The sequence below is a fragment of the Bradyrhizobium sp. JR4.1 genome, assembly GCF_040548605.1.
GTDB lineage: Bacteria > Pseudomonadota > Alphaproteobacteria > Rhizobiales > Xanthobacteraceae > Bradyrhizobium > Bradyrhizobium canariense.
On the sequence record NZ_JBEPRY010000002.1, the window covers coordinates 65,410 to 87,353 of the forward strand.

Annotated in this window: 20 protein-coding genes and 1 other RNA gene; 13 read left to right on the forward strand and 8 right to left on the reverse strand. The window is 63.6% G+C overall.

The features are described from left to right. Positions 1 to 214: 214 nt before the first annotated feature. Together ABIB90_RS05580 and ABIB90_RS05585 are read right to left on the reverse strand one after the other, a co-directional pair. Entirely contained in the window at positions 215 to 463 is a 249-nt protein-coding gene (locus ABIB90_RS05580) for a hypothetical protein (RefSeq protein WP_007599964.1), read from the reverse strand. Between the two features lie 109 nt (positions 464 to 572). Next, entirely contained in the window at positions 573 to 836 is a 264-nt protein-coding gene (locus ABIB90_RS05585) for a hypothetical protein (protein WP_007599963.1), read from the reverse strand. 178 nt (positions 837 to 1,014) lie between these two features. Here ABIB90_RS05585 and ABIB90_RS05590 point away from each other — a divergent pair, with 178 nt between their 5' ends. From ABIB90_RS05590 to ABIB90_RS05610, 5 genes are all read left to right on the forward strand, one after another. Next, on the forward strand, positions 1,015 to 1,350 hold the full coding sequence (locus ABIB90_RS05590) for a hypothetical protein (protein ID WP_245285968.1): 336 nt from the start codon (positions 1,015 to 1,017) through the stop codon (positions 1,348 to 1,350). Between the two features lie 266 nt (positions 1,351 to 1,616). Further along, the gene (locus tag ABIB90_RS05595) at positions 1,617 to 3,506 is read left to right on the forward strand and encodes a sensor histidine kinase (RefSeq protein ID WP_354200403.1); all 1,890 of its coding nucleotides are present in this window, start codon (positions 1,617 to 1,619) and stop codon (positions 3,504 to 3,506) included. 591 nt (positions 3,507 to 4,097) lie between these two features. After that, positions 4,098 to 4,562 carry a (2Fe-2S)-binding protein gene (locus ABIB90_RS05600; protein ID WP_198288264.1) on the forward strand — a complete coding sequence of 155 codons (465 nt, stop codon included), beginning with the start codon at positions 4,098 to 4,100 and terminating at the stop codon, positions 4,560 to 4,562. Between the two features lie 8 nt (positions 4,563 to 4,570). Beyond that, the gene (locus ABIB90_RS05605; protein ID WP_354200404.1) at positions 4,571 to 6,748 is read left to right on the forward strand and encodes a xanthine dehydrogenase family protein molybdopterin-binding subunit; all 2,178 of its coding nucleotides are present in this window, start codon (positions 4,571 to 4,573) and stop codon (positions 6,746 to 6,748) included. Further along, positions 6,745 to 8,088: a c-type cytochrome gene (locus ABIB90_RS05610; protein WP_354200405.1), complete on the forward strand. Its 1,344-nt coding sequence runs from the start codon at positions 6,745 to 6,747 to the stop codon at positions 8,086 to 8,088. Before ABIB90_RS05605 ends, ABIB90_RS05610 begins: the two co-directional genes overlap by 4 nt. Before the next feature lie 158 nt (positions 8,089 to 8,246). Here the strand turns inward: ABIB90_RS05610 and ABIB90_RS05615 are convergent, their stop codons facing one another. The 5 genes from ABIB90_RS05615 to ABIB90_RS05635 form a co-directional block, all read right to left on the reverse strand. Continuing rightward, positions 8,247 to 9,071 (reverse strand): TIGR00282 family metallophosphoesterase, encoded by an 825-nt coding sequence (locus tag ABIB90_RS05615; protein WP_354200406.1) that lies wholly within the window; start codon positions 9,069 to 9,071, stop codon positions 8,247 to 8,249. After that, a complete protein-coding gene (locus tag ABIB90_RS05620) occupies positions 9,049 to 9,645 on the reverse strand; it encodes a 5-formyltetrahydrofolate cyclo-ligase (protein WP_354200407.1) in 597 nt (198 codons plus the stop codon). Before ABIB90_RS05620 ends, ABIB90_RS05615 begins: the two co-directional genes overlap by 23 nt. A 210-nt stretch (positions 9,646 to 9,855) precedes the next feature. Continuing rightward, positions 9,856 to 10,015: non-coding RNA, 6S RNA (ssrS, locus tag ABIB90_RS05625), on the reverse strand. 48 nt (positions 10,016 to 10,063) lie between these two features. Beyond that, a complete protein-coding gene (locus tag ABIB90_RS05630) occupies positions 10,064 to 10,447 on the reverse strand; it encodes a cell division protein ZapA (RefSeq protein WP_007599950.1) in 384 nt (127 codons plus the stop codon). After that, complete coding sequence (locus ABIB90_RS05635; RefSeq protein ID WP_026232773.1) at positions 10,444 to 10,764, reverse strand: DUF4164 domain-containing protein; 321 nt, start codon at positions 10,762 to 10,764, stop codon at positions 10,444 to 10,446. The genes ABIB90_RS05630 and ABIB90_RS05635 overlap by 4 nt, the downstream gene beginning before the upstream one ends. A 288-nt stretch (positions 10,765 to 11,052) precedes the next feature. Here ABIB90_RS05635 and tkt point away from each other — a divergent pair, with 288 nt between their 5' ends. The 8 genes from tkt to ABIB90_RS05675 all read left to right on the forward strand — a co-directional run bounded on the left by tkt (position 11,053) and on the right by ABIB90_RS05675 (position 20,609). Continuing rightward, entirely contained in the window at positions 11,053 to 13,038 is a 1,986-nt protein-coding gene (gene tkt, locus ABIB90_RS05640; RefSeq protein WP_354200408.1) for a transketolase, read from the forward strand. Positions 13,039 to 13,184: 146 nt separating this feature from the next. After that, positions 13,185 to 14,192 (forward strand): type I glyceraldehyde-3-phosphate dehydrogenase, encoded by a 1,008-nt coding sequence (gap, locus tag ABIB90_RS05645; RefSeq protein ID WP_007599946.1) that lies wholly within the window; start codon positions 13,185 to 13,187, stop codon positions 14,190 to 14,192. A gap of 148 nt (positions 14,193 to 14,340) precedes the next feature. Then, the gene (locus ABIB90_RS05650) at positions 14,341 to 15,537 is read left to right on the forward strand and encodes a phosphoglycerate kinase (RefSeq protein ID WP_354159362.1); all 1,197 of its coding nucleotides are present in this window, start codon (positions 14,341 to 14,343) and stop codon (positions 15,535 to 15,537) included. Between the two features lie 67 nt (positions 15,538 to 15,604). Further along, positions 15,605 to 16,672 carry a class II fructose-bisphosphate aldolase gene (gene fba, locus ABIB90_RS05655; RefSeq protein ID WP_007599942.1) on the forward strand — a complete coding sequence of 356 codons (1,068 nt, stop codon included), beginning with the start codon at positions 15,605 to 15,607 and terminating at the stop codon, positions 16,670 to 16,672. 253 nt (positions 16,673 to 16,925) lie between these two features. Then, complete coding sequence (locus ABIB90_RS05660) at positions 16,926 to 17,951, forward strand: class I fructose-bisphosphate aldolase (protein ID WP_354159365.1); 1,026 nt, start codon at positions 16,926 to 16,928, stop codon at positions 17,949 to 17,951. 3 nt (positions 17,952 to 17,954) lie between these two features. Then, positions 17,955 to 18,644 (forward strand): thiamine phosphate synthase, encoded by a 690-nt coding sequence (locus ABIB90_RS05665; protein ID WP_354159366.1) that lies wholly within the window; start codon positions 17,955 to 17,957, stop codon positions 18,642 to 18,644. 8 nt (positions 18,645 to 18,652) lie between these two features. Beyond that, a complete protein-coding gene (locus ABIB90_RS05670) occupies positions 18,653 to 19,738 on the forward strand; it encodes a tetratricopeptide repeat protein (RefSeq protein ID WP_354200409.1) in 1,086 nt (361 codons plus the stop codon). An 85-nt stretch (positions 19,739 to 19,823) separates the two neighbouring features. Beyond that, a complete protein-coding gene (locus ABIB90_RS05675) occupies positions 19,824 to 20,609 on the forward strand; it encodes an inositol monophosphatase family protein (protein WP_007599929.1) in 786 nt (261 codons plus the stop codon). Positions 20,610 to 20,642: 33 nt separating this feature from the next. Here ABIB90_RS05675 and ABIB90_RS05680 read toward each other — a convergent pair whose 3' ends face one another. Then, positions 20,643 to 21,785: an AAA family ATPase gene (locus ABIB90_RS05680; RefSeq protein WP_354200410.1), complete on the reverse strand. Its 1,143-nt coding sequence runs from the start codon at positions 21,783 to 21,785 to the stop codon at positions 20,643 to 20,645. Between the last annotated feature and the right edge of the window lie 159 nt (positions 21,786 to 21,944).

A 21,944-nucleotide genomic window follows, 5' to 3' on the forward strand; every position in this document is an offset into this window, starting at 1 on the left:
GGCGTAGTAGGCGCGGCGGCTGGCGCGGTGGTTTGAGCAACAGCCTCTGAGGCCGCAAAAATTGAGGACGAAGCCACAAGCCCAAACACCCCTGCGTATCCAAGGAAGGTGAGTGCGTTGCGACGACAGACCTGTTTCGGCTCCGAACGTTCATTCATGTTCAGGCTCCCGGTTGCTGCCCCGTCAGAGCATGTCACCAGCGTCCGTGGCCTAGCTATTGATCTGGATCAACTTGTTTCGGTGCTTCAAGCCACGTTGGGATTTCGGTCGATGGGATCGACACTCTCGGAAAGTGAGGGATGATAGTCCCTGCAGTGACGATCAGTCCGTCGTTGAATTTGGTTCGCGCAAAATCCTTGGCTGCTGCTTCGCTTTCAAACGTGTTGGTTAGGCGCGGATGTCGCCGTCGTGACAATGTGCCGTCCGGCGGCACTTCAAAAGTGACGTACCAAGTGTGTTTCATGCCGTAATGCCGCCCTGGCGGTACCGGTGGCCTATCCCCGCCAGACCAAGAAAAGCCGCCACCGGGACGAAACGATGACGGCTATCTTGCTGGCTTGCGAAACCGGCCTTTACCGCCCGGCTCCAACGCGATTGACGCCACCATTCGCATTGCCACCGGCGTTGTGGCGGACGGCGGCGCGCGCCACCGGGCGCGGCCTGAGCACGACGCCTGCCCGGGCAACGCAACCCGCCGGATATTCTACGTACTGGCAGTAAATCACCGCCTTGGCTGGGGTTGGACTAAGCGACAGGGTTGCAAGCCCAAGCAGGCCGCTGGCGGCAATGCCCGCGACCGTCGCTGACTTGATCGAAAGAAGCTTCCTCGGATGCATGGCGGACCTCCCTCTTCGCACTTGCGTCACCGAAAGGTGACGGAAGCCGCCTCAGGTGCGGCTGAACATAGCGTAGGCGTGGCAGTGCGCGGGTTCGATTGATCTACATCAACCTCACGCGCACAGTGAGCCGCAATCTCGCGAGCGGGGCTCAATGAATTCATGGAAGGGTTCCATCATGCTCCGCTATATTCTCGCTCCTCTTGCCGCTTTCGTTTTGCTCATCGTCTGCTTGATCCCCGATGACGCCGAGGCTCGGCGCGGCGGAGGTGCCTATCGGGGCGGCGGCGGTTACCGCGGCGGTGCGGTCGCGGTTCGAGGACCGCGGGGCGGCGGCGCTGTTGCAGTGCGCGGCGCAGGCTACCGTGGCTACGGCTATCGTGGCGGCTATCGCGGCTACGGCTATCGAGGCTACGGTGTAGGAGCGGCAGCGGTCGGCGCGGCTGCCCTTGGCACTGCTGCGTACCGCCGCAGTTGCTACGATGCTTACGGGAACTATATTTGCGCCTATTAATCCGTGGCGACGCGGCGATAGCGCAACTTGGCCCTCTGTGCGCGCAAGCAAGCGCTGGCGGTGACCGTCCGACGATGGCGACCCTGCGCCATCGGTCTGCAGGTACTCTGGGCGACGTGGCGTATCGCGGGGACCGCGCGACGCCCCGCTATGAAATCTTGCGGACTGTTCGTGTCAGAATTGCCCCGTAGTTTCCCTTGTCTCCGCTTGTTGATAATCTGATCGAGCGGATACGGTACTCCACTTGGATCGGGGCTCGGAGTGCGATGCTTTTCTGGCTGTCTCGCTCATGGCGAACCTGTCGCGTGCGGAGCTTCACCGCTGCGTTGACCATCGCATTGTTGATCGCGACGACAGGCCAAAGTGCGGCAGCTGATCCACAGGCAAAGCGAGTACTGATGCTCCATTCATTCGGTCTGAGGTTCAGACCTTGGACTGATTATTCGGAAGCCCTTCGCGCCGAGCTAAGCCGACGGGCATCCATTGAATTTCAAGACCAATCCCTGCTGAATGCCCGGCGAAGCAGCGACAAGTCAGACGCCCCCTTTGTCGAGTATCTTCGTTCCCTCAATATAGACCAGCCGCCCGACCTGATCGTCGCGATCGGTGCGCCTGCCGCCAATTTCGTGCAGGCGCACCGCAAGGACCTCTTTCCAACTACGCCGATGCTGTACACTCTGGTAGAGCGACGCCGCGTGGACTTCGATAAATTGACCAAGTACGACACCGTCGTGGCAATCACGAACGACGATGCTGTTTTCTTTGAAAATATCCTGCAGGTCCTACCTCAAACGACTACGATTGCCATCGTAGTCGGTGCTTCGCCGAGCGAAACTTGGTGGCGTAACGAGGTCGGCAAGTCCACCGCGCGCTTCGCGGATCGTGTCCAGTTTCGATGGTATAATGAACTTTCCTTCGAAGACATGCTCAAGGATGCGGCCAACCTTCCGCCGCACAGTGCGATTTTCTGGATCGGATTGAATGTCGATGCGGCGGGAGTGGCGCATGAGGGTAACACTGCGTTTACCCGATTTTACAGCGTAGCCAATGCACCCATCTTTTTTCACGACGAAAGTTTTTTTGGAGAGGGCATCGTCGGTGGACCAATGCAGGTCGTCGCCAGACAAAGCAAGCAGGCGGCGGAAGTCGCGCTTCGCATCCTTAACGGCGAAAATGTTGCCGATATCAAGCCGACCTTTGTCCAGCTGGCCCCGCCTATGTTTGACTGGCGACAACTGCAGCGCTGGGGAATTTCCCAAAGCAGACTGCCGCCTGACAGCACGGTTTACTTCCGGGAGCCCACGTTGTGGGAGCGATATTGGTTGCAAATCGCGTTCACCATCGCGCTTGTCCTCGTGCAAGCGGGAATGATCGCACTTTTGCTGTTTGAGCACCGTCGTCGTCAATTCGCCGAAGTGCAGTCGCGACAGCGCATGACTGAACTGGCCCACGTCAACCGCTTCGCGACCGCTGGCGAACTGACGGCCTCAATTGCTCACGAGATCAACCAGCCGCTGGGGTCTATTCTGACGAACGCTGAAACCGCAGCCGCGATCCTGCAATCGCAGCGTCCCGATATCGCTGCACTTTCCGATGTTGTTGAACTCAGGGAAATTGTGAACGATATTTTACAGGATGACCGGCGCGCCACCGAGGTCATTCGCAGGATGCGCAGCCTCCTAAAGAAGGCGCCGTTCGAATTGAAGCAACTGGACCTCAACGAGGTAGTGCAAGAGACGGTCAGATTTCTTTCGGCGCTAACCGTCAGCCGAAAATTCGAAATGGTCAACGTGATCACGTCCGATGCGCTACCGATCCTCGGCGACCGCATTCAGCTTCAACAAGTCATTTTGAACCTTGTGCTGAACGGGGTCGAGGCTATGAAGGACACGTCTCACGAAAGCCGCACTATCAGCATCCGGACTGCGCGCGCCGATCAGTTTGCCGAGCTATCCGTATCAGATCGCGGACCCGGCATTCCAGAAGACAAATTGAAACAGGTTTTCGAGCCGTTTTACACCAGCAAAGCGGAAGGCATGGGCATGGGCTTGTCCATTGCGCGCACCATTATCGAAGCGCACAACGGATTCATATCAGCGAGTAATCGGGAGCACGGCGGTGCCTCGTTCACGATCAGGCTCCCCTTTGTCGGTTGATCCACAACGGCGCCCATACGCGGACAGAGACCCCTCACCCGAGTGAGCCTGCGTCTACCGGCGTCGCTGCGTCCGTCCGGAAGGGAGTAGGCTGTCGCGATTGAGCTTGGCGGGGCCCGAGCAAGCGCCTCGTCCTTCGAGACGACCGCTTCGCGGTCTCCTCAGGATGAGGCCAACCGGGATCGGTGCTCGTCAAAACGACGGCCGCACACTCGGTCCTCATCCTGAGGGCCCGCCATCGGCGGGCGTCTCGAAGGATGGCCGCAAGCAAGGACGTGACGTCGCGCGTTTTACCCAATCGCACGAATTTCGTCATCGCATGGTTTTGCGCATTCGCACGGTCATCTGCGGCAATCAATGACGCACACGACGAAAATGCGTCAAAACATGACGATTATCATATCAATTAGCCCAAAATCACCGCAGCGATCGCCGCACAAATTCGTGAACGTCATGGCCTGACCCGCTCGCTGCGCAAATATGCATTGCCGGAAATGTCGACGCTTCATCGTTTCGCATCGATATGATTATTGTGCGCGCAAATTCGCTGACTAGATCGCCGTAAGCGATCGCGCGAGCAAGGGGATGCATATGGCAACTGTTCTCACCATCAATGGCGAAACGAAATCGTTCGACGCGCCACCTGACATGCCGCTGCTGTGGGTCCTGCGTGACGTCCTTGGGATGACGGGCACCAAGTTCGGCTGCGGCATCGCTCAGTGCGGCGCCTGCACGGTGCACGTCGATGGCAAGGCAGTACGCTCCTGCGTCTTGCCGATCAGCGCGGTCGCGAACCGCGCCATCACCACGATCGAGCATGTCGGCAGCACACCGGCCGGCGCAAAGGTGCAGAAGGCCTGGCTCGATGCCGAAGTGATCCAGTGCGGCTATTGCCAGTCCGGTCAGATCATGGCGGCCGCGGCACTGCTGGCGGCAACGCCCAGCCCGGACGATTCCGACATCGACGCCGCGATGGCCGGCAACATCTGCCGCTGCGGCACTTATGTGCGGATCCGCGAGGCCATCAAGCTGGCCGCCTCCGGCCGTCAGTCGTGAGGTCCGCCATGATCACCGACAAGACTTTTCCTGCCGTTTCCCGCCGCTCAGCTCTAACTGGCGGTCTCGCCACCGGCTTCCTGCTCGCCTTCCACCTGCCGCTGCGCGCCGCCGTCAACGAGCCGGAGCAGCCGCGCGACACCACTGACGGCAAGTTCGCGCCGAACGCCTTTATCCGAATCGAGGAGACTGGCCGCACCGTGCTCCTGATGCCGCAGGTCGAGATGGGCCAGGGCGTCTATACCTCGATTTCGATGATCCTGGCCGAAGAGCTCGATGCCGATTGGGCAAAGGTCGCGGTGCTGCACGCGCCGCCCAACGACCAGCTCTACGCCAATCCCGCCTTTGGCCTGCAGGCGACCGGCGGTTCGACCTCGATCCGTGCCTGGTGGAAACCCTTGCGCTCGGCCGGCGCCAGCGCGCGAGCGATGCTGGTGCAGGCCGCAGCGACGCAATGGCAGGTCGAGCCCGCAAGCTGCACGACGTCGAAAGGCGAGGTCGTGCATGCCGCAAGTGGCCGCAAGCTCGGCTATGGCGAACTGGCACTGGCCGCACAGGGCCAGACGCCGCCGAAGGACGTTTCGGTCAAGGACCCCGAGGATTTCGTGATCATCGGCCAGCCGCTGAAGCGGCTCGACACGCCGGACAAGGTCAATGGCAAGGCCGTCTACGGCATCGACGCGATCCTGCCCGGCATGAAGATCGCCGCGATAGCCAATTGCCCGGTCTTTGGCGGCAAGGTCGGCAAGGTCGACGACAGCGCGGCGGTGAAAATCCCGGGGGTGCGCAAAATCGTGGTGCTCGAGGACACGGTCGCCGTGATCGGCGATCACATGTGGGCCGCGAAGAAAGGCCTCGATGCGCTCAAGATCGAGTGGAACGAGGGACCGAACGCGAAGCTCAGCACAAAGGATATCTGGCAGCATCTGCGCGCCGCCAGCGAGAAGGACGGCGTGGTCGCGAAATCGGTCGGCGACATCGCCAAGGGGCTCGCAAGCGGCGACAGGTTCGAGGCGAGCTTCGAACTGCCGTTCCTTGCGCATGCCTCGATGGAGCCGATCAACGCCACCGTTCACGTCAGGCCTGAAGCCTGCGAGATCTGGACCGGCACGCAGATTATGACGCGCGTGCAGTCGGAGGCGGCGAAGGCCGCGGGCCTCCCGGTCGACAAGGTGATCGTCAACCAGCATCTGCTCGGTGGCGGCTTCGGCCGCAAGCTCGAGCCGGACATGGTGGTGGCCGCCGTGAAGATCGCAAAACAGGTCGACTATCCGGTCAAGGTGATATGGACCCGTGAGGAGGACATCCAGCACGACGTCTACCGCCCGGTCTATCGCGACCAGGTCACGGCATCGCTGGTCGACGGCAAGGTCGCAGCGTGGAAGTACAAGGTCGCCGGCTCAGCCGTGCTGGCGCGCTGGCTGCCGCCGGCGTTCCAGAAGGGTATCGACATCGACGCGGTCGATGCCGCCGTGGATGCGCCCTACGACTTCGCCAACTTCCATGTCGAATATGTCCGCGCCGAACCGCCGGCGGTGCCCACCGGCTTCTGGCGCGGGGTCGGTCCGAACAACAACGTGTTCGCGGTCGAATGCGCGATGGACGAGCTGGCGCGCAAGGCCGGCAAGGATCCGGTCGAATTCCGCCGCGCGATGCTGACCAAGAATCCGCGCATGCTCGCGGTGCTCAATCTCGCCGCCGAGAAATCCGGCTGGGGCCAACCGCTGCCCCCGCGCGTCGGTCGCGGCGTCTGCGTTCAGCCGTCATTTGCGAGCTTCCTCGCCACCGTGGTCGAAGCGGAGATCGACGATATCGGCGAGATCGTGCTCCGCCGCATCGTCTCGGTGGTGGACACCGGCATCGCGGTCAATCCTGACACGGTGAAAGCGCAGATCGAGGGCGGCCTGGTGTTCGGCCTCACCGCCGCGCTCTACGGCGAGATCACCATCGAGAAGGGCCGCGTGCAGCAGTCGAATTTCCACGACTATCGCATGATGCGCATCAACGAGATGCCGAAGATCGAGGTCGTCGTGGTCAAGAGCGGCGAGGCGCCCGGCGGCATCGGCGAGGCCGGCGTCAATGCCGGACCGCCGGCGCTGCGCAACGCCATTTACGCGGCAACCGGCGTCGCGCTGCGGCGGCTGCCGATCGATCGGAAACTGCTGGCTGCGGGGAAAAAGGCATGAGCGGCAAGATGCGTATCCTCACTGGCATCGTCGTGATCGCAACTGTCGTGGCGGCGCTCGGCGTCTGGTTCATCCGCGGGCCCGGTCCGCTCGACTTCGCCGGCGGCACCAAGGTGGCGCTGGCGGATTACCGCGCCGGCAAGCCGGCCGGCGTGCCGGCGAAGTTCGAGAAGGCGAGCCTGGTCGAACGCGGCGAATATCTCGCAAAGTCGGCCGACTGCATGGTGTGCCACACCAAGCCCGGCGAGAAGGAGTATTCCGGCGGGCTCGGTTTCAAGCTGCCGTTCGGCACGCTCTATTCCACCAACATCACGCCGGACAAGGACACCGGCATCGGCAATTACAGCGACCAGGATTTTCTCAACGCCGTCCAGCGCGGCAAGCGCCATGATGGCGCCCGGCTCTATCCGGCGATGCCCTACACGTCCTACACCTATATGACAGACGAGGACGTGCTGGCGGTGAAGGCCTATCTGTTCAGCCTGCCGGCGGTGCGCGCGAAGCCGCCGGAGAACACGCTGTCGTTCCCGTTCAATCAGCGCTGGGCCATGATGTTCTGGTCGGCCGTGTTCAATCCCGACACGCGCTTTGCGCCCGATACGTCGAAGAGCCCGGAGTGGAATCGCGGCGCGTATCTCGTGGAGGCGTTGGCACATTGCGGCGAATGCCATACGCCGCGCAATCTCGGCTTTGCGCTGGACAACCGCAAGAAATTTGCAGGCGCGATCACGGCCGGCTGGCGCGCCTTCAACATCTCCTCCGACAAGGCCACTGGTCTCGGCAGCTGGCGCGACGAGGACCTGATCTCCTATCTGTCGCTCGGCCATGCGCCGGGCCACGGCTCGGCGTCGGGTCCGATGGGTGAAGCGGTCGACCACAGTTTTAGCCAGTTCGCGCCTGAGGACATAAGCAGCATCGTCGCTTATTTGCGCAGCGTGCCGCCGCAGCCCTCGCCGGACCTGCCCGCAACCATCGCACCCATTGCGCCCGCCTCGCACAAGGACGGCGTTACGGCGGACGCGCGCGGCAAGAAAATGTTCGCCAGCGCCTGCGCCAGCTGTCACGGCTGGAGCGGCGAGAGCCCGGTCTCGCCGATGGCGACGCTGACCGGCACCTGGGCCGTCAACGACCCCGCCGCCACTAACGTCGCGCAGATCGTGCTGTCAGGCACCAAGCGCCACACGCCCGACGGCGCGCTGTCGATGCCGGCGTTCGGTGACGCGTATAGCGACGACGAGATCGCGGCGGTGGCGAATTATGTCACGGCACGGTTCGGGACGAAGGGGTCCAAGCTGACGGCGAAGGATGTGGCGGGGTTGAGGGAGCAGACGGCGGAGTAGGCCCCATTGTCGTCCTGGCGAAAGCCAGGACCCATTACCCCAACTGTCTGTTTGGCGCGATGCCCTCGACCGCGAGCCTGCCCATTACCACGGCCGGTGGTAATGGGTCCTGGCTTTCGCCAGGACGACACTGAGTGTGTGGCGAGCTACGCGAGAACTCAGCTCAACCAGAATTTCGGCGTCGCCGGCTCCAGCCGGCCGCCCGCGCGCACCGGTGCAATCCGCAGTGCGAGCCCTGTCGCGTCATCGGTCTCCACGACGACGCCGCTGAGCGTCGCCGCGCCCGCCGCCGGCTCGAAGCGGCCTGACGGGATTCCGGAGGTGAACCTCCGCAGCGGCTCTTCCTTCTGCATGCCGATGATGGAATCGTAGTCGCCGGTCATGCCGGCATCGGTCATGTAGGCGGTGCCGCCTGACAGGATCTGGTGGTCGGCGGTCGGCACATGGGTGTGGGTGCCGACGACGAGGCTGGCGCGGCCGTCGCAGAAGAAGCCGATGCCCTGCTTCTCGCTGGTCGCCTCGCAATGGAAGTCGACGACGATGGCGTCCGCAGCGATGCCGAGCGGGCAGGCGCCGAGCTCGCGCTCCAGCGCTGCGAAGGGATCGTCGAACGGGGTCATGAAGACGCGGCCCAAAGCGTTGACGACGAGCGCATGCTTGCCGTTCTTGGTCTCGACCAATGCGGCGCCGCGGCCGGGCGTGCCGCGCGGATAGTTCGCCGGCCGCACCAGACGCTCGGCGCGCTCGATGAATACGAGTGCTTCGCGCTGGTCCCATGAGTGATTGCCGAGCGTCACCGCGTCGGCGCCGGCATCGAGAAACTCCTGATAGATCGCTTCCGTGATGCCGAAGCCGCCGGCGGAATTCTCGCCGTTGACGACGACGAAATCGAGCGACCAGTCCTTGACCATGCCGGGCAGATATTCGGCGATGGCATTGCGCCCGGCACGGCCGACGACATCACCCACGAAGAGAATGCGCAACTTCAGAACTCCGGAAATCGAATACGTCGGATTCCGTTAGCACATAATCCAGCGCGACGTCGTGGGATAGTGCCGGAACCGCCTTGATCTCCTGCGCTGCAAAAGCGAGCCCGATGCCGACGATGGTCTTGGCTTTTCGCAGATGCGCGAAGGTGTGGTCGTAGTGCCCCGCGCCATAACCGATGCGATGGCCGAGACGATCGAAGGCAGCGAGCGGCGTCAGCATGATGTCGGGAATGACTTCAGCGGCCCCAGGCGACGGCTCGGGAATGCCGAGCGGGCCGAGCATCAGGCGATCGTTCGGATGGAAGATGCGGAAGATCAGCGACTGGCCGCGCGCGGTGACGCAAGGCAGCGCGAGCCTGGCACCCTGCTCTGCGAGCGTCTTCAGTAGCGGCATCGGATCGATCTCGCTGCGGATCGGCGAATAGCCTGATACGATGCTGCCAGGCAGGAGCTGGAACGGCAGCCCGCGCTTGGCGAGATTGGCGGCGGCGGCGGTGCGTTTCTTTTCGCTCAGCGCATCGCGCGCCGCGAGGGCTTTGGCACGGAGTTCGGCTTTGGTGTTGGTCATGCGCGTTTGCTCCGAAGGCGAAGTCTTGCTCCGCTGTCATCGCCCGCCTTGTGCGCCCTTGCGCACTGGGGCGGGCGATCCAGTATTCCAGAGACGCCAGTAATCAAATTTCGACGCCGCGGCGTACTGGATGCCCCGGTCAAGCCGGGGCATGACACCTGTTGAATTGGCCGCAGTCGTTTCAACAGGCACAAACCAAGCAAACAAAAGTGCGAAGCCGCGAACGCCGTTGAAGCACTCGATCCCGGAGTTCCCTACGAAAGTAGGTGGGCACCATATGTCCGAGCCCACGGGCCCGGCCAGGGACAGTTCCCTAAAGGATCGATAAGGCCCCGGGGATAATGGCTCCTGACGCGCGTCGCAGCCCCGCTCGGGCAATGTAACAACGATGCTGACGAATCGCCAGCCCGGTGAAGGGTCAACCGATGGCGATCCCGTTGCCGACGGTCCGGTTCAGGACCTGGGTCGATTTCTCGATGCGCTCGGCCGCGGAGTTCAGTGCGTTCACGACCGCGGTCTGGGTCAAACGGGCGCGCTCGACGGCGGCGTTGCGGAAATCCCGCAACTCGGTCAGCTCCTGCTCCATGGTGCGGATGCGATTGCCGGCATCGACCAATTCGTCGCAGACGGTCAGCGCCGCCATCACGGTGAGCCTGGCATCACCGATCTCGCCGAACTTTCCGCGCAGCGACTGAATCCGCGTCTCCAGGCTTTCGGCGAGCTTGAGCAGCCGCACCTCCTGGCCCTCCTCGCAGGCCATGCGGTATTGCCGGCCGTTGATGGTGACGTTGATGTGGCTCATCCGTCCTCTCCGGTATCGAGCACCGAACGTATCGTGACGATCGCGGAATCCAGCCGATCGGATATCTCGCGGCTGGAGCGCTCGAGCTTGCGAGCCTTCACCAGCGCGCCATCGAGCTCGTCGGCAAGCCGCGAGCGGTCCGCGCCCAGCGCCTGGATCCGCGCCGCGAGCTCGTTCTCGTCGCGATCGGCATCGCGCCGCCGCTCCACCGCGCTTTCGAGCGAGTCGAGCGCCGCCATAAGCCTGCGGGTCGCGATCTCGATCTCGACGGCCGAGGACTCGGTCATGGCAGAGCTGTTGGATACGCGATCGTTCATGCAGTCAGCGGCGGAACCTGTGGCCTATCCCCGGGGGGCTTGCCGTCCGGCAAAAGACTCGGTTCGGCAAGCGGTTAGAAGCAGAAATTTACGTGGCAAGCTAGCCAAGCGCAACGCCGCCACGAAACTATGCACTGCTAAGCAACTTTTGCGGCCAAACCGGCGTTTGATTGCCTTGGCCTGTCGGAACCGAGATGCTATCCCAGCCGCGACCCCAGCGGCCGAAAGGCTCCTTCCGGCGCGGCCAAATCCAGCCACAAGCGCCTCATTTCAGACGGATTTTCAGACATGACGCAGGTCGATCACAACCGTATGGCCAATGCGATCCGCGGCCTTGCCATGGACGGCGTCGAGAAGGCGAAATCGGGTCATCCGGGCCTGCCGATGGGCGCCGCCGACATGGCGACCGTGCTGTTCACGCAATTCCTGAAATTCGACGTCGCCGCGCTGGACTGGCCGGACCGGGACCGCTTCGTGCTCTCGGCCGGGCACGGCTCGATGCTGATCTATTCGCTGCTGTATCTGATCGGCAGCCCCGAGATGACGATCGACCAGCTCAAGAATTTCCGCCAGTTGGGGTCGCTGACGCCGGGACATCCCGAGCACGGCCACACCAAGGGCATCGAGACCACCACCGGTCCGCTCGGCCAGGGCATTTCCACCGCTGTCGGCATGGCGCTCGCCGAGAAGATGCTCGCCGCCGAGTTCGGCAAAAAGATCGTCGATCACCATACCTATGTGATCGCTTCCGACGGCGATTTGATGGAAGGCGTGTCGCAGGAAGCGATCGCGTTGGCCGGGCACTGGAAGCTCAACAAGCTGATCGTGCTCTACGACGACAACGGCATCTCGATCGACGGCCCGACCTCGCTTTCCGATTCCGTGGACCAGGTGAAGCGGTTCAAGGCGTGCGGCTGGGCGGCCGAGAAGATCGACGGTCATGACCAGGCTGCGATATCAGCCGCGATCACGCGCGCTCAGAAATCAAACAAGCCGACGCTGATCGCCTGCCGCACCACCATCGGCTTCGGCGCGCCGCACAAGGCCGGCACCAACAAGGTGCACGGCGAAGCGCTCGGTGCCGACGAACTCAAGGCGGCCAAGGAGAATCTCGGCATTTCGCTGGAGCCGTTCTCGGTGCCCGACGACGTGCTGAAGGCCTGGCGCGCGGCCGGCAGCCGCGGCGCGGCGGCACGACAGGAATGGGAAGCAAGGCTCGGTGAACTCGGCAGCCGCAAGCGCGCCGAGTTCGAGCGACGGCTGCGCCACGAGCGCCCAGCGGCGCTGGCGAAGGCGTTCAAAGGCTACAAGAAGGAGCTCTTGGAAAAGCCGATGAATGCGGCGACCCGCAAATCCTCCGAAGCCGTGATCGAAGTGATTGCCGGCGCGATGCCGATGGAATTTTTGGCGGGCTCGGCCGACCTCACCGGCTCCAACAACAACAAGGCGAAGTCGGCAACCGCGTTCTCGGCCAAGACGCCGAAGGGCCGCTTCATCCATTACGGCATCCGCGAACACGGCATGTGCGCGGCGATGAACGGCATCTTCCTGCACGGCGGTTTTGCGCCGAACGGCGCGACCTTCCTGGTGTTCACCGATTATGCGCGGCCGGCAATGCGGCTCGCCGCGTTGATGGGGACCGGGGTCGTTTATGTCATGACCCATGATTCTATCGGCCTCGGGGAGGACGGCCCGACCCACCAGCCGGTCGAGCATCTCTCGGCACTTCGCGCCATTCCCAACATGCGCGTGTTCCGCCCCTGCGATTCCATCGAGGTTGCCGAGTGCTGGGAGCTCGCGCTCAACCGCATCGACGGCCCGACAGTGCTGGCGCTGACCCGGCAGAACCTGCCGCAGCTGCGCACCACCGCACCGAACGAGAGCCCCTGCCGGTTTGGTGCCTACGAGCTGGTGGCCGCCCAGGGCGAAGCCAAGGCGACGCTGTTCGCCTCCGGCTCCGAAGTGGAGATGGCCGTGGCCGCCCAGAAGCAGCTCGCCGAGCGCGGCATTCCGACCCGGGTGGTTTCGGTTCCCTCGCTCGAGCTCCTGTTAGCGCAACCAAAGGAGCGCCGCGACGAGATCATCGGCAACGCCCCCATCAAGGTCGCGATCGAGGCCGCCGTGCGCTGGGGCTGGGACGCCGTGATCGGCCAGGATGGCGAATTTATCGGCATGCACTCGTTCGGCGCCAGCGCCCCTCTCAACAAGGTATTCCAGCACTTTGGCATTACCGCCGAGGCCGCGGTTAACGCCGTTCTGAAACGCGTTTCCTGAGAGTTGAGATTGCCGAAAAAAAGGACTACCTAACTCCCATATGATCAAGCCCCGCCCGGCCGAACCGGGCGTCCGCCCTAAAAAAACCCTCGCAGGCGCGCTAGCGCGTTGTGCGGGATGACAACGGTCATTGAAGGAGACGAAACATGGCAGTCCGCGTCGGAATCAACGGTTTTGGCCGCATCGGCCGCAACATCCTGCGGGCCATCGCCGAGTCCGGCCGCAAGGACATCGAGGTCGTCGGCATCAACGACCTCGGCCCGGTCGAGACCAACGCGCATCTGCTTCGCTTCGACAGCGTCCACGGCCGCTTCCCCGGCACCGTGACCGTCGATGGCGACACGATCAGCCTCGGCGGCAACAAGATCAAGGTGACCGCCGAGCGCGATCCCTCGAAGCTGCCCTGGAAGGATCTCGGCATCGACATCGCGATGGAATGCACCGGCATCTTCACCTCGAAGGACAAGGCCTCCGCGCATCTGACCGCCGGCGCCAAGCGCGTTCTCGTTTCTGCGCCGGCCGACGGCGCCGACGCCACCATCGTCTTCGGCGTCAACCACGACACGCTGACCCGGGAACACCTGGTCGTCTCCAACGGCTCCTGCACCACCAACTGTCTTGCGCCGATCGCCAAGGTGCTGAACGACCTCGTCGGCATCGAGACCGGCTTCATGACCACGATCCACGCCTATACCGGCGACCAGCCGACGCTCGACACCATGCACAAGGATCTCTACCGCGGCCGTGCGGCTGCGATGTCGATGATCCCGACCTCGACCGGCGCCGCCAAGGCGATTGGCCTCGTGCTGCCGGAACTTAAGGGCAAGCTCGACGGCGTCGCGATCCGCGTGCCGACCCCGAACGTCTCGGTCGTCGACCTCAAGATCGTCGCCAAGCGCGCCACCGATCCGAAGGAAATCAACGAGGCGATGAAGCGTGCCTCCGAGCAGCAGCTCAAGGGCATCCTCGGCTACACCACGGCGCCGAACGTCTCGATCGACTTCAACCACGACCCGCACTCCTCGACGTTCCACATGGACCAGACCAAGGTGCAGAACGGCACGCTGGTGCGCGTGATGTCCTGGTACGACAACGAGTGGGGCTTCTCGAATCGCATGGCGGACACCGCCGTCGCGATGGCGAAGGTGATCTAACTCCGCTCTCGTGTCCCGGACGCGATGCAGCGTGAAGCGCTGCGTCGCAGAGCCGGGGCCCATTCAACCGCGGGACTCGCCGCAATTTGGGTCCCGGTTCTGCACGGCGGCACTCCGCGCCGCGGTGCGCCCGGGACAAGGGCCTCCGATGACCAACAAATTCCGCACCCTCGACGACGTCGACGTGAAGGGCAAACGCGTCCTGCTGCGCGTCGATCTCAACGTGCCCATGGAGAACGGTCGCGTCAGCGACGCGACCCGGCTCGAGCGCGTCGCGCCGACCATCACCGAAATCTCCGACAAGGGCGGCAAGGTCATCCTGCTCGCGCATTTCGGCCGGCCGAAAGGGCGCGATGCCAAGGACTCGCTCAAGCCCGTTGCCGAGGCGCTGTCGAAAGTCGTGAAGAAGCCCGTCGGCTTCGCCGACGATTGCATCGGCGAACCCGCGGCCAAGGCCGTTGCCGGCCTGAAGGACGGCGACATCCTCTGTCTCGAAAACACCCGCTTCCACAAAGAGGAAGAGAAGAACGATCCGGCCTTTGTCGCGGAGCTCGCAAAACTCGGCGACATCTGGGTCAATGACGCGTTCTCGGCCGCGCACCGCGCCCACGCCTCGACCGAAGGCCTCGGCCACAAGCTGCCCGCCTATGCCGGCCGCACCATGCAGGCCGAGCTGGTTGCGCTGGAGAAGGCGCTGGGCTCACCGACCAAGCCCGTCATCGCGATCATCGGCGGCGCCAAGGTCTCGACCAAGATCGACCTGCTGGAAAACCTGGTGACCAAGGTCGACGCGCTGGTGATCGGCGGCGGCATGGCCAACACCTTCCTGCACGCCCAGGGTGTCGGTATCGGCAAGTCGCTGGCCGAGAAGGATCTCGCCGCGACCGCGCTGCGCATCATGGAAAAGGCGGAAGCCGCCAATTGCGCCATCATCCTGCCGGTCGACGCCACCGTCGCCTATCATTTCGCGGCCAACGCGCCGTCGCACGCCTATGGCCTCGACGCTATCCCGGCCGACGGCATGATCCTCGACGTCGGTCCGCAATCGATCGCACGGGTCCATGCCGCGATCGACGATGCGGCGACGCTGGTCTGGAACGGACCGCTCGGTGCCTTCGAGATGCAGCCGTTCGACCGCGGCACGATGTCCGCCGCCAAGCACGCCGCCGAGCGCACCAAGGCCAAGAAGCTGATTTCGATCGCGGGCGGCGGCGACACCGTGGCGGCCCTCAACCAGGCCCATGTGGCCGGTCAGTTCACCTATGTCTCGACCGCCGGTGGCGCATTTCTTGAATGGATGGAAGGCAAGCCCCTGCCCGGCGTCGAAGTTCTGCGCACCAAGTAATCGGTCGGCAAGTCGTCAGCCGCCTTCAAGCAGTGGCCTTGCAGGCCCAAACGGGAGAAAAACACAGATGGCTCGGATCACGTTGCGTCAATTGCTCGACCATGCGGCGGAGAACGATTACGGCGTCCCGGCCTTCAACATCAACAACATGGAGCAGGCGCTGGCGATCATGGACGCGGCCAACCAGGTCGACGCGCCCGTCATCATCCAGGCTTCGCGCGGTGCGCGCTCCTACGCCAACGACGTCATGCTCAAGCACATGATGGACGCGGTGACCGAGATCTATCCGCATATCCCGGTCTGCGTGCATCTCGACCACGGCAACGAGCCGGCGACCTGCATGACCGCGATTCAGGCCGGCTTCACCTCGGTCATGATGGACGGCTCGCTCAAGGCTGACGGCAAGACCCCCGGCGACTGGGGCTACAATGTCGGGGTGACCAAGACCGTGACCGACATGGCCCATCTCGGCGGCATCTCGGTCGAGGGCGAACTCGGCGTGCTCGGCTCGCTCGAAACCGGCATGGGCGACAAGGAAGACGGCCACGGCGCCGAGGGCAAGCTCAGCCACGACCAGCTCCTGACCAATCCGGATGAAGCCGTGAAGTTCGTCCAGGAGACCCAGGTCGACGCGCTCGCGATCGCGATGGGGACGTCTCACGGCGCCTACAAATTCACCCGCAAGCCCGACGGCGACATCCTCGCCATGAACGTGATCGAGGAGATCCACCGCAAGCTGCCGAACATGCATCTCGTCATGCACGGCTCCTCGTCGGTGCCGCAGGACCTCCAGGACATCATCAACGCCTATGGCGGCAAGATGAAGCCGACCTGGGGCGTGCCTGTCGCCGAGATCCAGCGCGGCATCAAGAACGGCGTGCGCAAGATCAACATCGACACCGACAACCGCATGGCGATGACCGGCCAAATCCGGAAAGTGCTCAAGGACAATCCGGAAGAGTTCGATCCGCGCAAATACCTGAAGCCCGCGATGGAAGCGATGACCAAGCTGTGCAAGCAGCGGCTCCAGGAATTCAATACCGCAGGCCAAGCCTCCAAGATCAAGAAGGTGCTGACCACGGCCGAGATGGCCAAGCGCTACGCCAAGGGCGAGCTCGCCCCGAAGGTGGCGTGAAGCTGCTCTATCCTCCTCCTCTCCCGCCCTTCGCGGAGAGAGGGTTGGGGTGAGGGGCTCTCTCCGCAGATGAGATGACTGCGGGACCTGTACCCCCTCACCCGGATCGCAAGGGCGATCCGACCTCTCCCCGCAGGCGGGGAGAGGTGAACAAGCCCTCCCCCTTACCCTGCGACGAACGTTAACTCGGCATTTGCCCGAGAACGGTCTATTTTCACCGGCAAGGGCAGAATCGTTTTGGGAGGACATCTCGATGAATCTGACTGAGCTCAACAGGATCGCGACCGCTCTGGTCGCGCCCGGCAAGGGCATCCTTGCCGCCGACGAATCCTCCGGCACCATCAAGAAGCGTTTCGACGCAATCGGCGTGGAATCGACCGAGGAGAACCGCCGCGACTATCGCGAGATGCTGTTCCGCTCGAACGAAGCCATGAGCCGCTATATCTCCGGCGTCATCCTCTATGACGAGACGATCTGGCAGGACGCGAAGGACGGCACGCCCCTGGTCAAGCTGATCGAACAGACCGGCGCCATTCCCGGCATCAAGGTCGACGAGGGCACGCAGCCCCTGCCGATGTGCCCGGGAGAGCTCGTCACCGTCGGGCTCGACAAGCTCGCAGAGCGCTTGAAGAAATATTACGAGCGCGGCGCCCGCTTCGCCAAATGGCGCGCGGTGATCGACATCGGCAGCGGCATCCCCTCAATGACCGCGATCAGCGTCAACGCCCACGCGCTGGCGCGCTACGCAGCGCTATGCCAGGCCGCGCAGATCGTGCCGATCGTCGAGCCCGAAGTGTTGATGGACGGCGATCACGACATCGATCGCTGCTATGAGGTGACGAGCCGTGTGCTCAACAAGACGTTTCAGGAATTGCGCGTGCAGCGCGTCGCGCTCGAGGGCATGGTGCTGAAGCCGAACATGGCCATCTCCGGCAAAAAATGCCCGAAGCAGGCTTCCATCGAGGAGGTCGCGGAGAAGACGATACGGCTGCTTAGGGCGTGCGTGCCCGCGGCGGTACCCGGCATCGCCTTCCTCTCCGGCGGCCAGTCGGATGAAGAGGCAACGGCGCATCTCAACTCCATGCACAAGCGCGGGCCCCTGCCCTGGGGCCTGACCTTCTCCTACGGTCGCGCACTGCAGGCCGCGCCGCAGAAGGCCTGGTCGGGCAAAGCCGAGAACGTCGCGGCCGGACAAAGCGCATTCAGTCACCGCGCGCGAATGAATGGCCTCGCCTCCAAAGGCGAATGGCAAAGCAGCCTGGAACAGAAAGCGGCCTAGATCTTGTCGAACAAATCTCCTCCGCCGCGCCCGGCGCCGCGCCTTTATCTCGCGACGCCCGTCGTCGACGATCCCGCTTTGCTTCTGGCCGAGCTGCCCGGCCTGCTTGCCGCCGCCGACGTCGCGGCCGTGCTGCTGCGGCTGAAGGAAACCGATCAGCGCACCATGATCTCGCGGGTCAAGGCACTCGCGCCGCCGGTTCAGAAAGCGGGCGCGGCGCTGCTCGTCGACGGCCATCCTGAGCTCGTCGCACGCGGCGGTGCCGACGGCGCGCACCTGCCCGGCATCGCCGCGCTGAAGGAGGCGCTGCCATCGCTGAAGCCCGATCGCATCGCCGGCGTCGGCGGGCTGACGACGCGGCACCATTCCATGGATGCGGGCGAGATCGGCGCCGATTACGTCTTGTTCGGCGAGCCCGACGCAAAGGGCCAGCGGCCGTCGTCGCAAGCGATCGCCGAACGGCTGGACTGGTGGGCCGAGCTGTTCGAGCCGCCCTGCGTCGGCTTTGCCCTGTCGTTGGAGGAGGCCCGCGAATTCGCCGCCAGCGGCGCCGATTTCGTGCTGGTGGACGACTTGATCTGGGCCGATCCGCGCGGACCCAAGGCCGCGCTGGTCGAGATCGACGCTGCGATCAAGAATGCTCATGCGACGGCGCTTGCGGGCCAAAATCCTGCGGGTCAGGAGCACGGCTAGCGCCCGTCATGAAGCTCCCGCGCATCACCATCCTGGCCACGCTGCTGCTCACAGTGCCCGCGGCCGCGCAGCTCCAGATCACGCCGCCCGTGGCAACGCCAAGCCCTTCGGCCGAGAAAACCAAGGACAAGCCGAAGGCCACGCCGCACACCATCACCAAGAAGAAGGAAGCGGCCAAACCCTCGGCGTCGCCCAAACCTTCAGCCTCCCCAAAGCAGGCTCCGGCCGCGACCGTGATCCCTGCGCCTCCGACCGACAATCCCAACGTCGATCTGGTGTACGGCGCCTATCAGCGCGGCCAGTACAAGACCGCCTTCGAACTCGCCACCGCCCGTGCCGAAACCGGCGATGCCAAGGCGATGACCATGCTGGGTGAGCTCTATTCCAATGCCATGGGAATCCGGCGCGACTACGCCAAGGCGCTGCAATGGTACAAGCGCGCCTCCGACGCCGGCGACCGCGAGGCGATGTTCGCGCTCGCCATGCTCAGAATGTCCGGCCGCGGCGGCCCGGTCGACAAAAACGAGGCGGTCAAGCTGATGGCGTCCGCCGCCAAGCTCGGCGAGCCCAAGGCGGCCTATAACCTCGCGCTGCTCTATCTCGACGGCCAGACCCTGCCGCAGGACGTCAAGCGCTCCGCCGAGCTGCTGCGCCAAGCGGCTGATGCCGGTCTGCCCGAGGCGCAATACGCGCTCGCGACCTTCTACAAGGAAGGCACTGGCGTGCCGAAGGATCTGGAACGGGCGGTGCGTCTGCTCCAGGTCGCCACGCTGACCGACAATGTCGATGCCGAGGTCGAATACGCCATCGCACTGTTCAACGGCACCGGCACTCCGAAGAACCAGCCGGCGGCCGTCGCCCTGCTCCGCAAGGCGTCCCGCCAGGGCAGCGCGATCGCGCAGAACCGGCTGGCCTGGGTGCTGATCAACGGCATGGGCACGGCCGTGGACAAGGTCGAGGGCTTCAAATGGCATCTGGTGGCCAAGACCGCCGGCAAGGGCGATCCGGAGCTGGACAAGCAATTGTCCGATTTGCCGGCCGAGGACCGGGCCAAGGCCGAGGCCGCCGCCAGGAAATGGCTCGGGGCCAAATGACTTGACGTTGAGGCCCCCGCAGGGCACCCCATCCCTCAAACAGGCGCGATTTCGCGCCATTTCCCCCGATCAAGACCGGAAGCTCATGCTGTATTCCGCAACTATCAACGTCATGGTCAAGGCCGCGCGCCGCGCCGGCCGCAGCCTCAAGCGCGATCTCGGCGAGATCGAGCATCTCCAGGTCTCGCTGAAGGGACCGGCGAATTTCGTCTCGCTGGCCGACAAGCGCGCCGAGGAGATCCTCTACCAGGACCTCGCAAAGGCGCGGCCCGGTTACGGCTTCATCGGCGAGGAAGGCGGCACGCGCGAGGGCTCCGACAAGAGCCACACCTGGATCGTCGATCCGCTCGACGGCACCACCAACTTCCTGCACGGCATCCCGCAATTCGCGATCTCGATCGGGCTGTCGCGCGAAGGCACGATCATCGCCGGTGTGATCTACAACCCCGCCAATGACGAGCTCTACATCGCCGAGCGCGGCAAGGGCGCCTTCCTCAACGACCAGCGCCTGCGCGTGGCCGGCCGCCGCCAGCTCAACGAATGCGTGGTGGCCTGCGGCCTGCCTCATATCGGCCGCGGCGACCACGAGGAATTCCGCCGCGAGATGACCGCGATGCAGGAGCGCGTCGCCGGCCTGCGCCGCTTTGGCGCCGCCTCGCTCGACCTCGCCTTCGTCGCCGCGGGCCGCCTCGACGGCTATTGGGAGCGCAATTTGCAATCCTGGGACATCGCGGCAGGCATGATCATGCTGCGCGAGGCCGGCGGCACGATCACCGACATCGACACGCCGGGCGATGCCCTGGTGACGGGCAATGTCGTGTGCGGGAATGAGTTCGTGCACGGGGAATTGGCGAAGATTTTGCGGAAGTAGGCCGCAGTAGCACGACAGCTCGATCTACGACGGTTAAGAATCGTCGTCCTCGTCGGATTCCTCGTCGTCCTCGTCGTCGCGATATTCACCGCCGATGGTCAGGCCCTCGATCGCCGTGGCGCCCTTCGACTTGATCACCCGGCGAAGCGGGACCGAACTCTCGCTTCGCAGTGCGTCCATCAACTGTTCCGAATGGGTAACGATCCAGATGTCGGCGCGGCGTGATGCCTTGGCGATGAGCCGGGCCAGCGGCGCCAGCAGCGACGGATGCAGGCTGGTCTCGGGTTCGTTCAGCGCAATGAACGGCGGCAGCCGATAGCCCATGAACACCGCGAGCAGGCAGATGTATTTCAGCGTCCAATCGGATAGTTCATGCGCCCTGAACGGCCGCGGCATATCCGGCAATTGCAGATCGAATTCACACCTGCCATTTTCTTCCCATGCGCGGAGTTCGGCACCCGGGAATGCATCCTGGATCGCGTCCTGCAGGTCGTTGGCGTCTTCCCGAATGACATAGAGGGTCGCCAGGGTGGCCGCCAAATCGATTCCATCGGCGCTGAGCGAGGGCGTCGCGATCGCGAGACAAGGCTTTCGTATCGGTGACGCCGGATCAGTGCGGAAGTCATGATAGAATCGCCAGCCCAGCATCGCATTTCTGATCAGGTCGATTTCCGGACATTGCTTGCCATCGGAAAAAGCCGCAAGCGCGGTCTCTGACGGCAGCACCGCATCCTTGTGAGCGTTCCAGGCGCCGCTCTCGCCACGGACGCTGATGAGCGAATTGATCCGCTCCATCAGCTTGACCGTGCGTTTGCCGCGTGTCGTTTCGATCGTTTCAGCCTTGATCATCGGCTCGCCGGAAAACGCGGCCTGAAGCGGGCTCGGAAACCCGAGTTCGATGGAATACCTCATGCTGTCGAATGTGGCCGACAGCCGCAGCCGCCCGTCTTCGCCCTTTTTGCGAATGCCGGACCAGCAGACCGAATTCAATCCGCCTTCATCGGCGATCGTGCGGGTGATTTGACCGGTCGCAGCGTCGCGCAACAGCGACAAGGACTTGTAGAGATTGGATTTGCCGACGCCATTTTCACCGACAAACACCGACAAGGGATGGATGGGTATGGAGAGCCGCCGAATGGAGCGATAGTTCGAGATCGCAATTTCGCTCGGACGCATGACGTGCTCTCGATCGGCGGGTGCCTGTGCATTCGCGGGCAGAGTGCGAATACGTTGTTTCAATCCAGGGATGCAGTCTGGATTGAGGCTCCGGAGAATGCAAGCCGAGGGATCCGGCGTTCAGTCAGGGCAATCGCATATGGTGCACGAGGACCACGC

Bases quoted from the DNA above. Each gene is read 5' to 3' on its own strand.
- ABIB90_RS05595 (WP_354200403.1), top strand. From the start codon at position 1,617: ATGCTTTTCTGGCTGTCTCGCTCATGGCGAACCTGTCGCGTGCGGAGC.
- ABIB90_RS05670 (WP_354200409.1), top strand. From the start codon at position 18,653: ATGAAGCTCCCGCGCATCACCATCCTGGCCACGCTGCTGCTCACAGTG.
- ABIB90_RS05585 (WP_007599963.1), bottom strand. From the start codon at position 836: ATGCATCCGAGGAAGCTTCTTTCGATCAAGTCAGCGACGGTCGCGGGC.
- ABIB90_RS05605 (WP_354200404.1), top strand. From the start codon at position 4,571: ATGATCACCGACAAGACTTTTCCTGCCGTTTCCCGCCGCTCAGCTCTA.
- ABIB90_RS05610 (WP_354200405.1), top strand. From the start codon at position 6,745: ATGAGCGGCAAGATGCGTATCCTCACTGGCATCGTCGTGATCGCAACT.
- tkt (WP_354200408.1), top strand. From the start codon at position 11,053: ATGACGCAGGTCGATCACAACCGTATGGCCAATGCGATCCGCGGCCTT.
- ABIB90_RS05635 (WP_026232773.1), bottom strand. From the start codon at position 10,764: ATGAACGATCGCGTATCCAACAGCTCTGCCATGACCGAGTCCTCGGCC.
- ABIB90_RS05620 (WP_354200407.1), bottom strand. From the start codon at position 9,645: ATGACCAACACCAAAGCCGAACTCCGTGCCAAAGCCCTCGCGGCGCGC.
- ABIB90_RS05580 (WP_007599964.1), bottom strand. From the start codon at position 463: ATGAAACACACTTGGTACGTCACTTTTGAAGTGCCGCCGGACGGCACA.
- fba (WP_007599942.1), top strand. From the start codon at position 15,605: ATGGCTCGGATCACGTTGCGTCAATTGCTCGACCATGCGGCGGAGAAC.
- ABIB90_RS05660 (WP_354159365.1), top strand. From the start codon at position 16,926: ATGAATCTGACTGAGCTCAACAGGATCGCGACCGCTCTGGTCGCGCCC.
- gap (WP_007599946.1), top strand. From the start codon at position 13,185: ATGGCAGTCCGCGTCGGAATCAACGGTTTTGGCCGCATCGGCCGCAAC.
- ABIB90_RS05680 (WP_354200410.1), bottom strand. From the start codon at position 21,785: ATGCGTCCGAGCGAAATTGCGATCTCGAACTATCGCTCCATTCGGCGG.
- ABIB90_RS05630 (WP_007599950.1), bottom strand. From the start codon at position 10,447: ATGAGCCACATCAACGTCACCATCAACGGCCGGCAATACCGCATGGCC.
- ABIB90_RS05590 (WP_245285968.1), top strand. From the start codon at position 1,015: ATGCTCCGCTATATTCTCGCTCCTCTTGCCGCTTTCGTTTTGCTCATC.
- ABIB90_RS05600 (WP_198288264.1), top strand. From the start codon at position 4,098: ATGGCAACTGTTCTCACCATCAATGGCGAAACGAAATCGTTCGACGCG.
- ABIB90_RS05650 (WP_354159362.1), top strand. From the start codon at position 14,341: ATGACCAACAAATTCCGCACCCTCGACGACGTCGACGTGAAGGGCAAA.
- ABIB90_RS05675 (WP_007599929.1), top strand. From the start codon at position 19,824: ATGCTGTATTCCGCAACTATCAACGTCATGGTCAAGGCCGCGCGCCGC.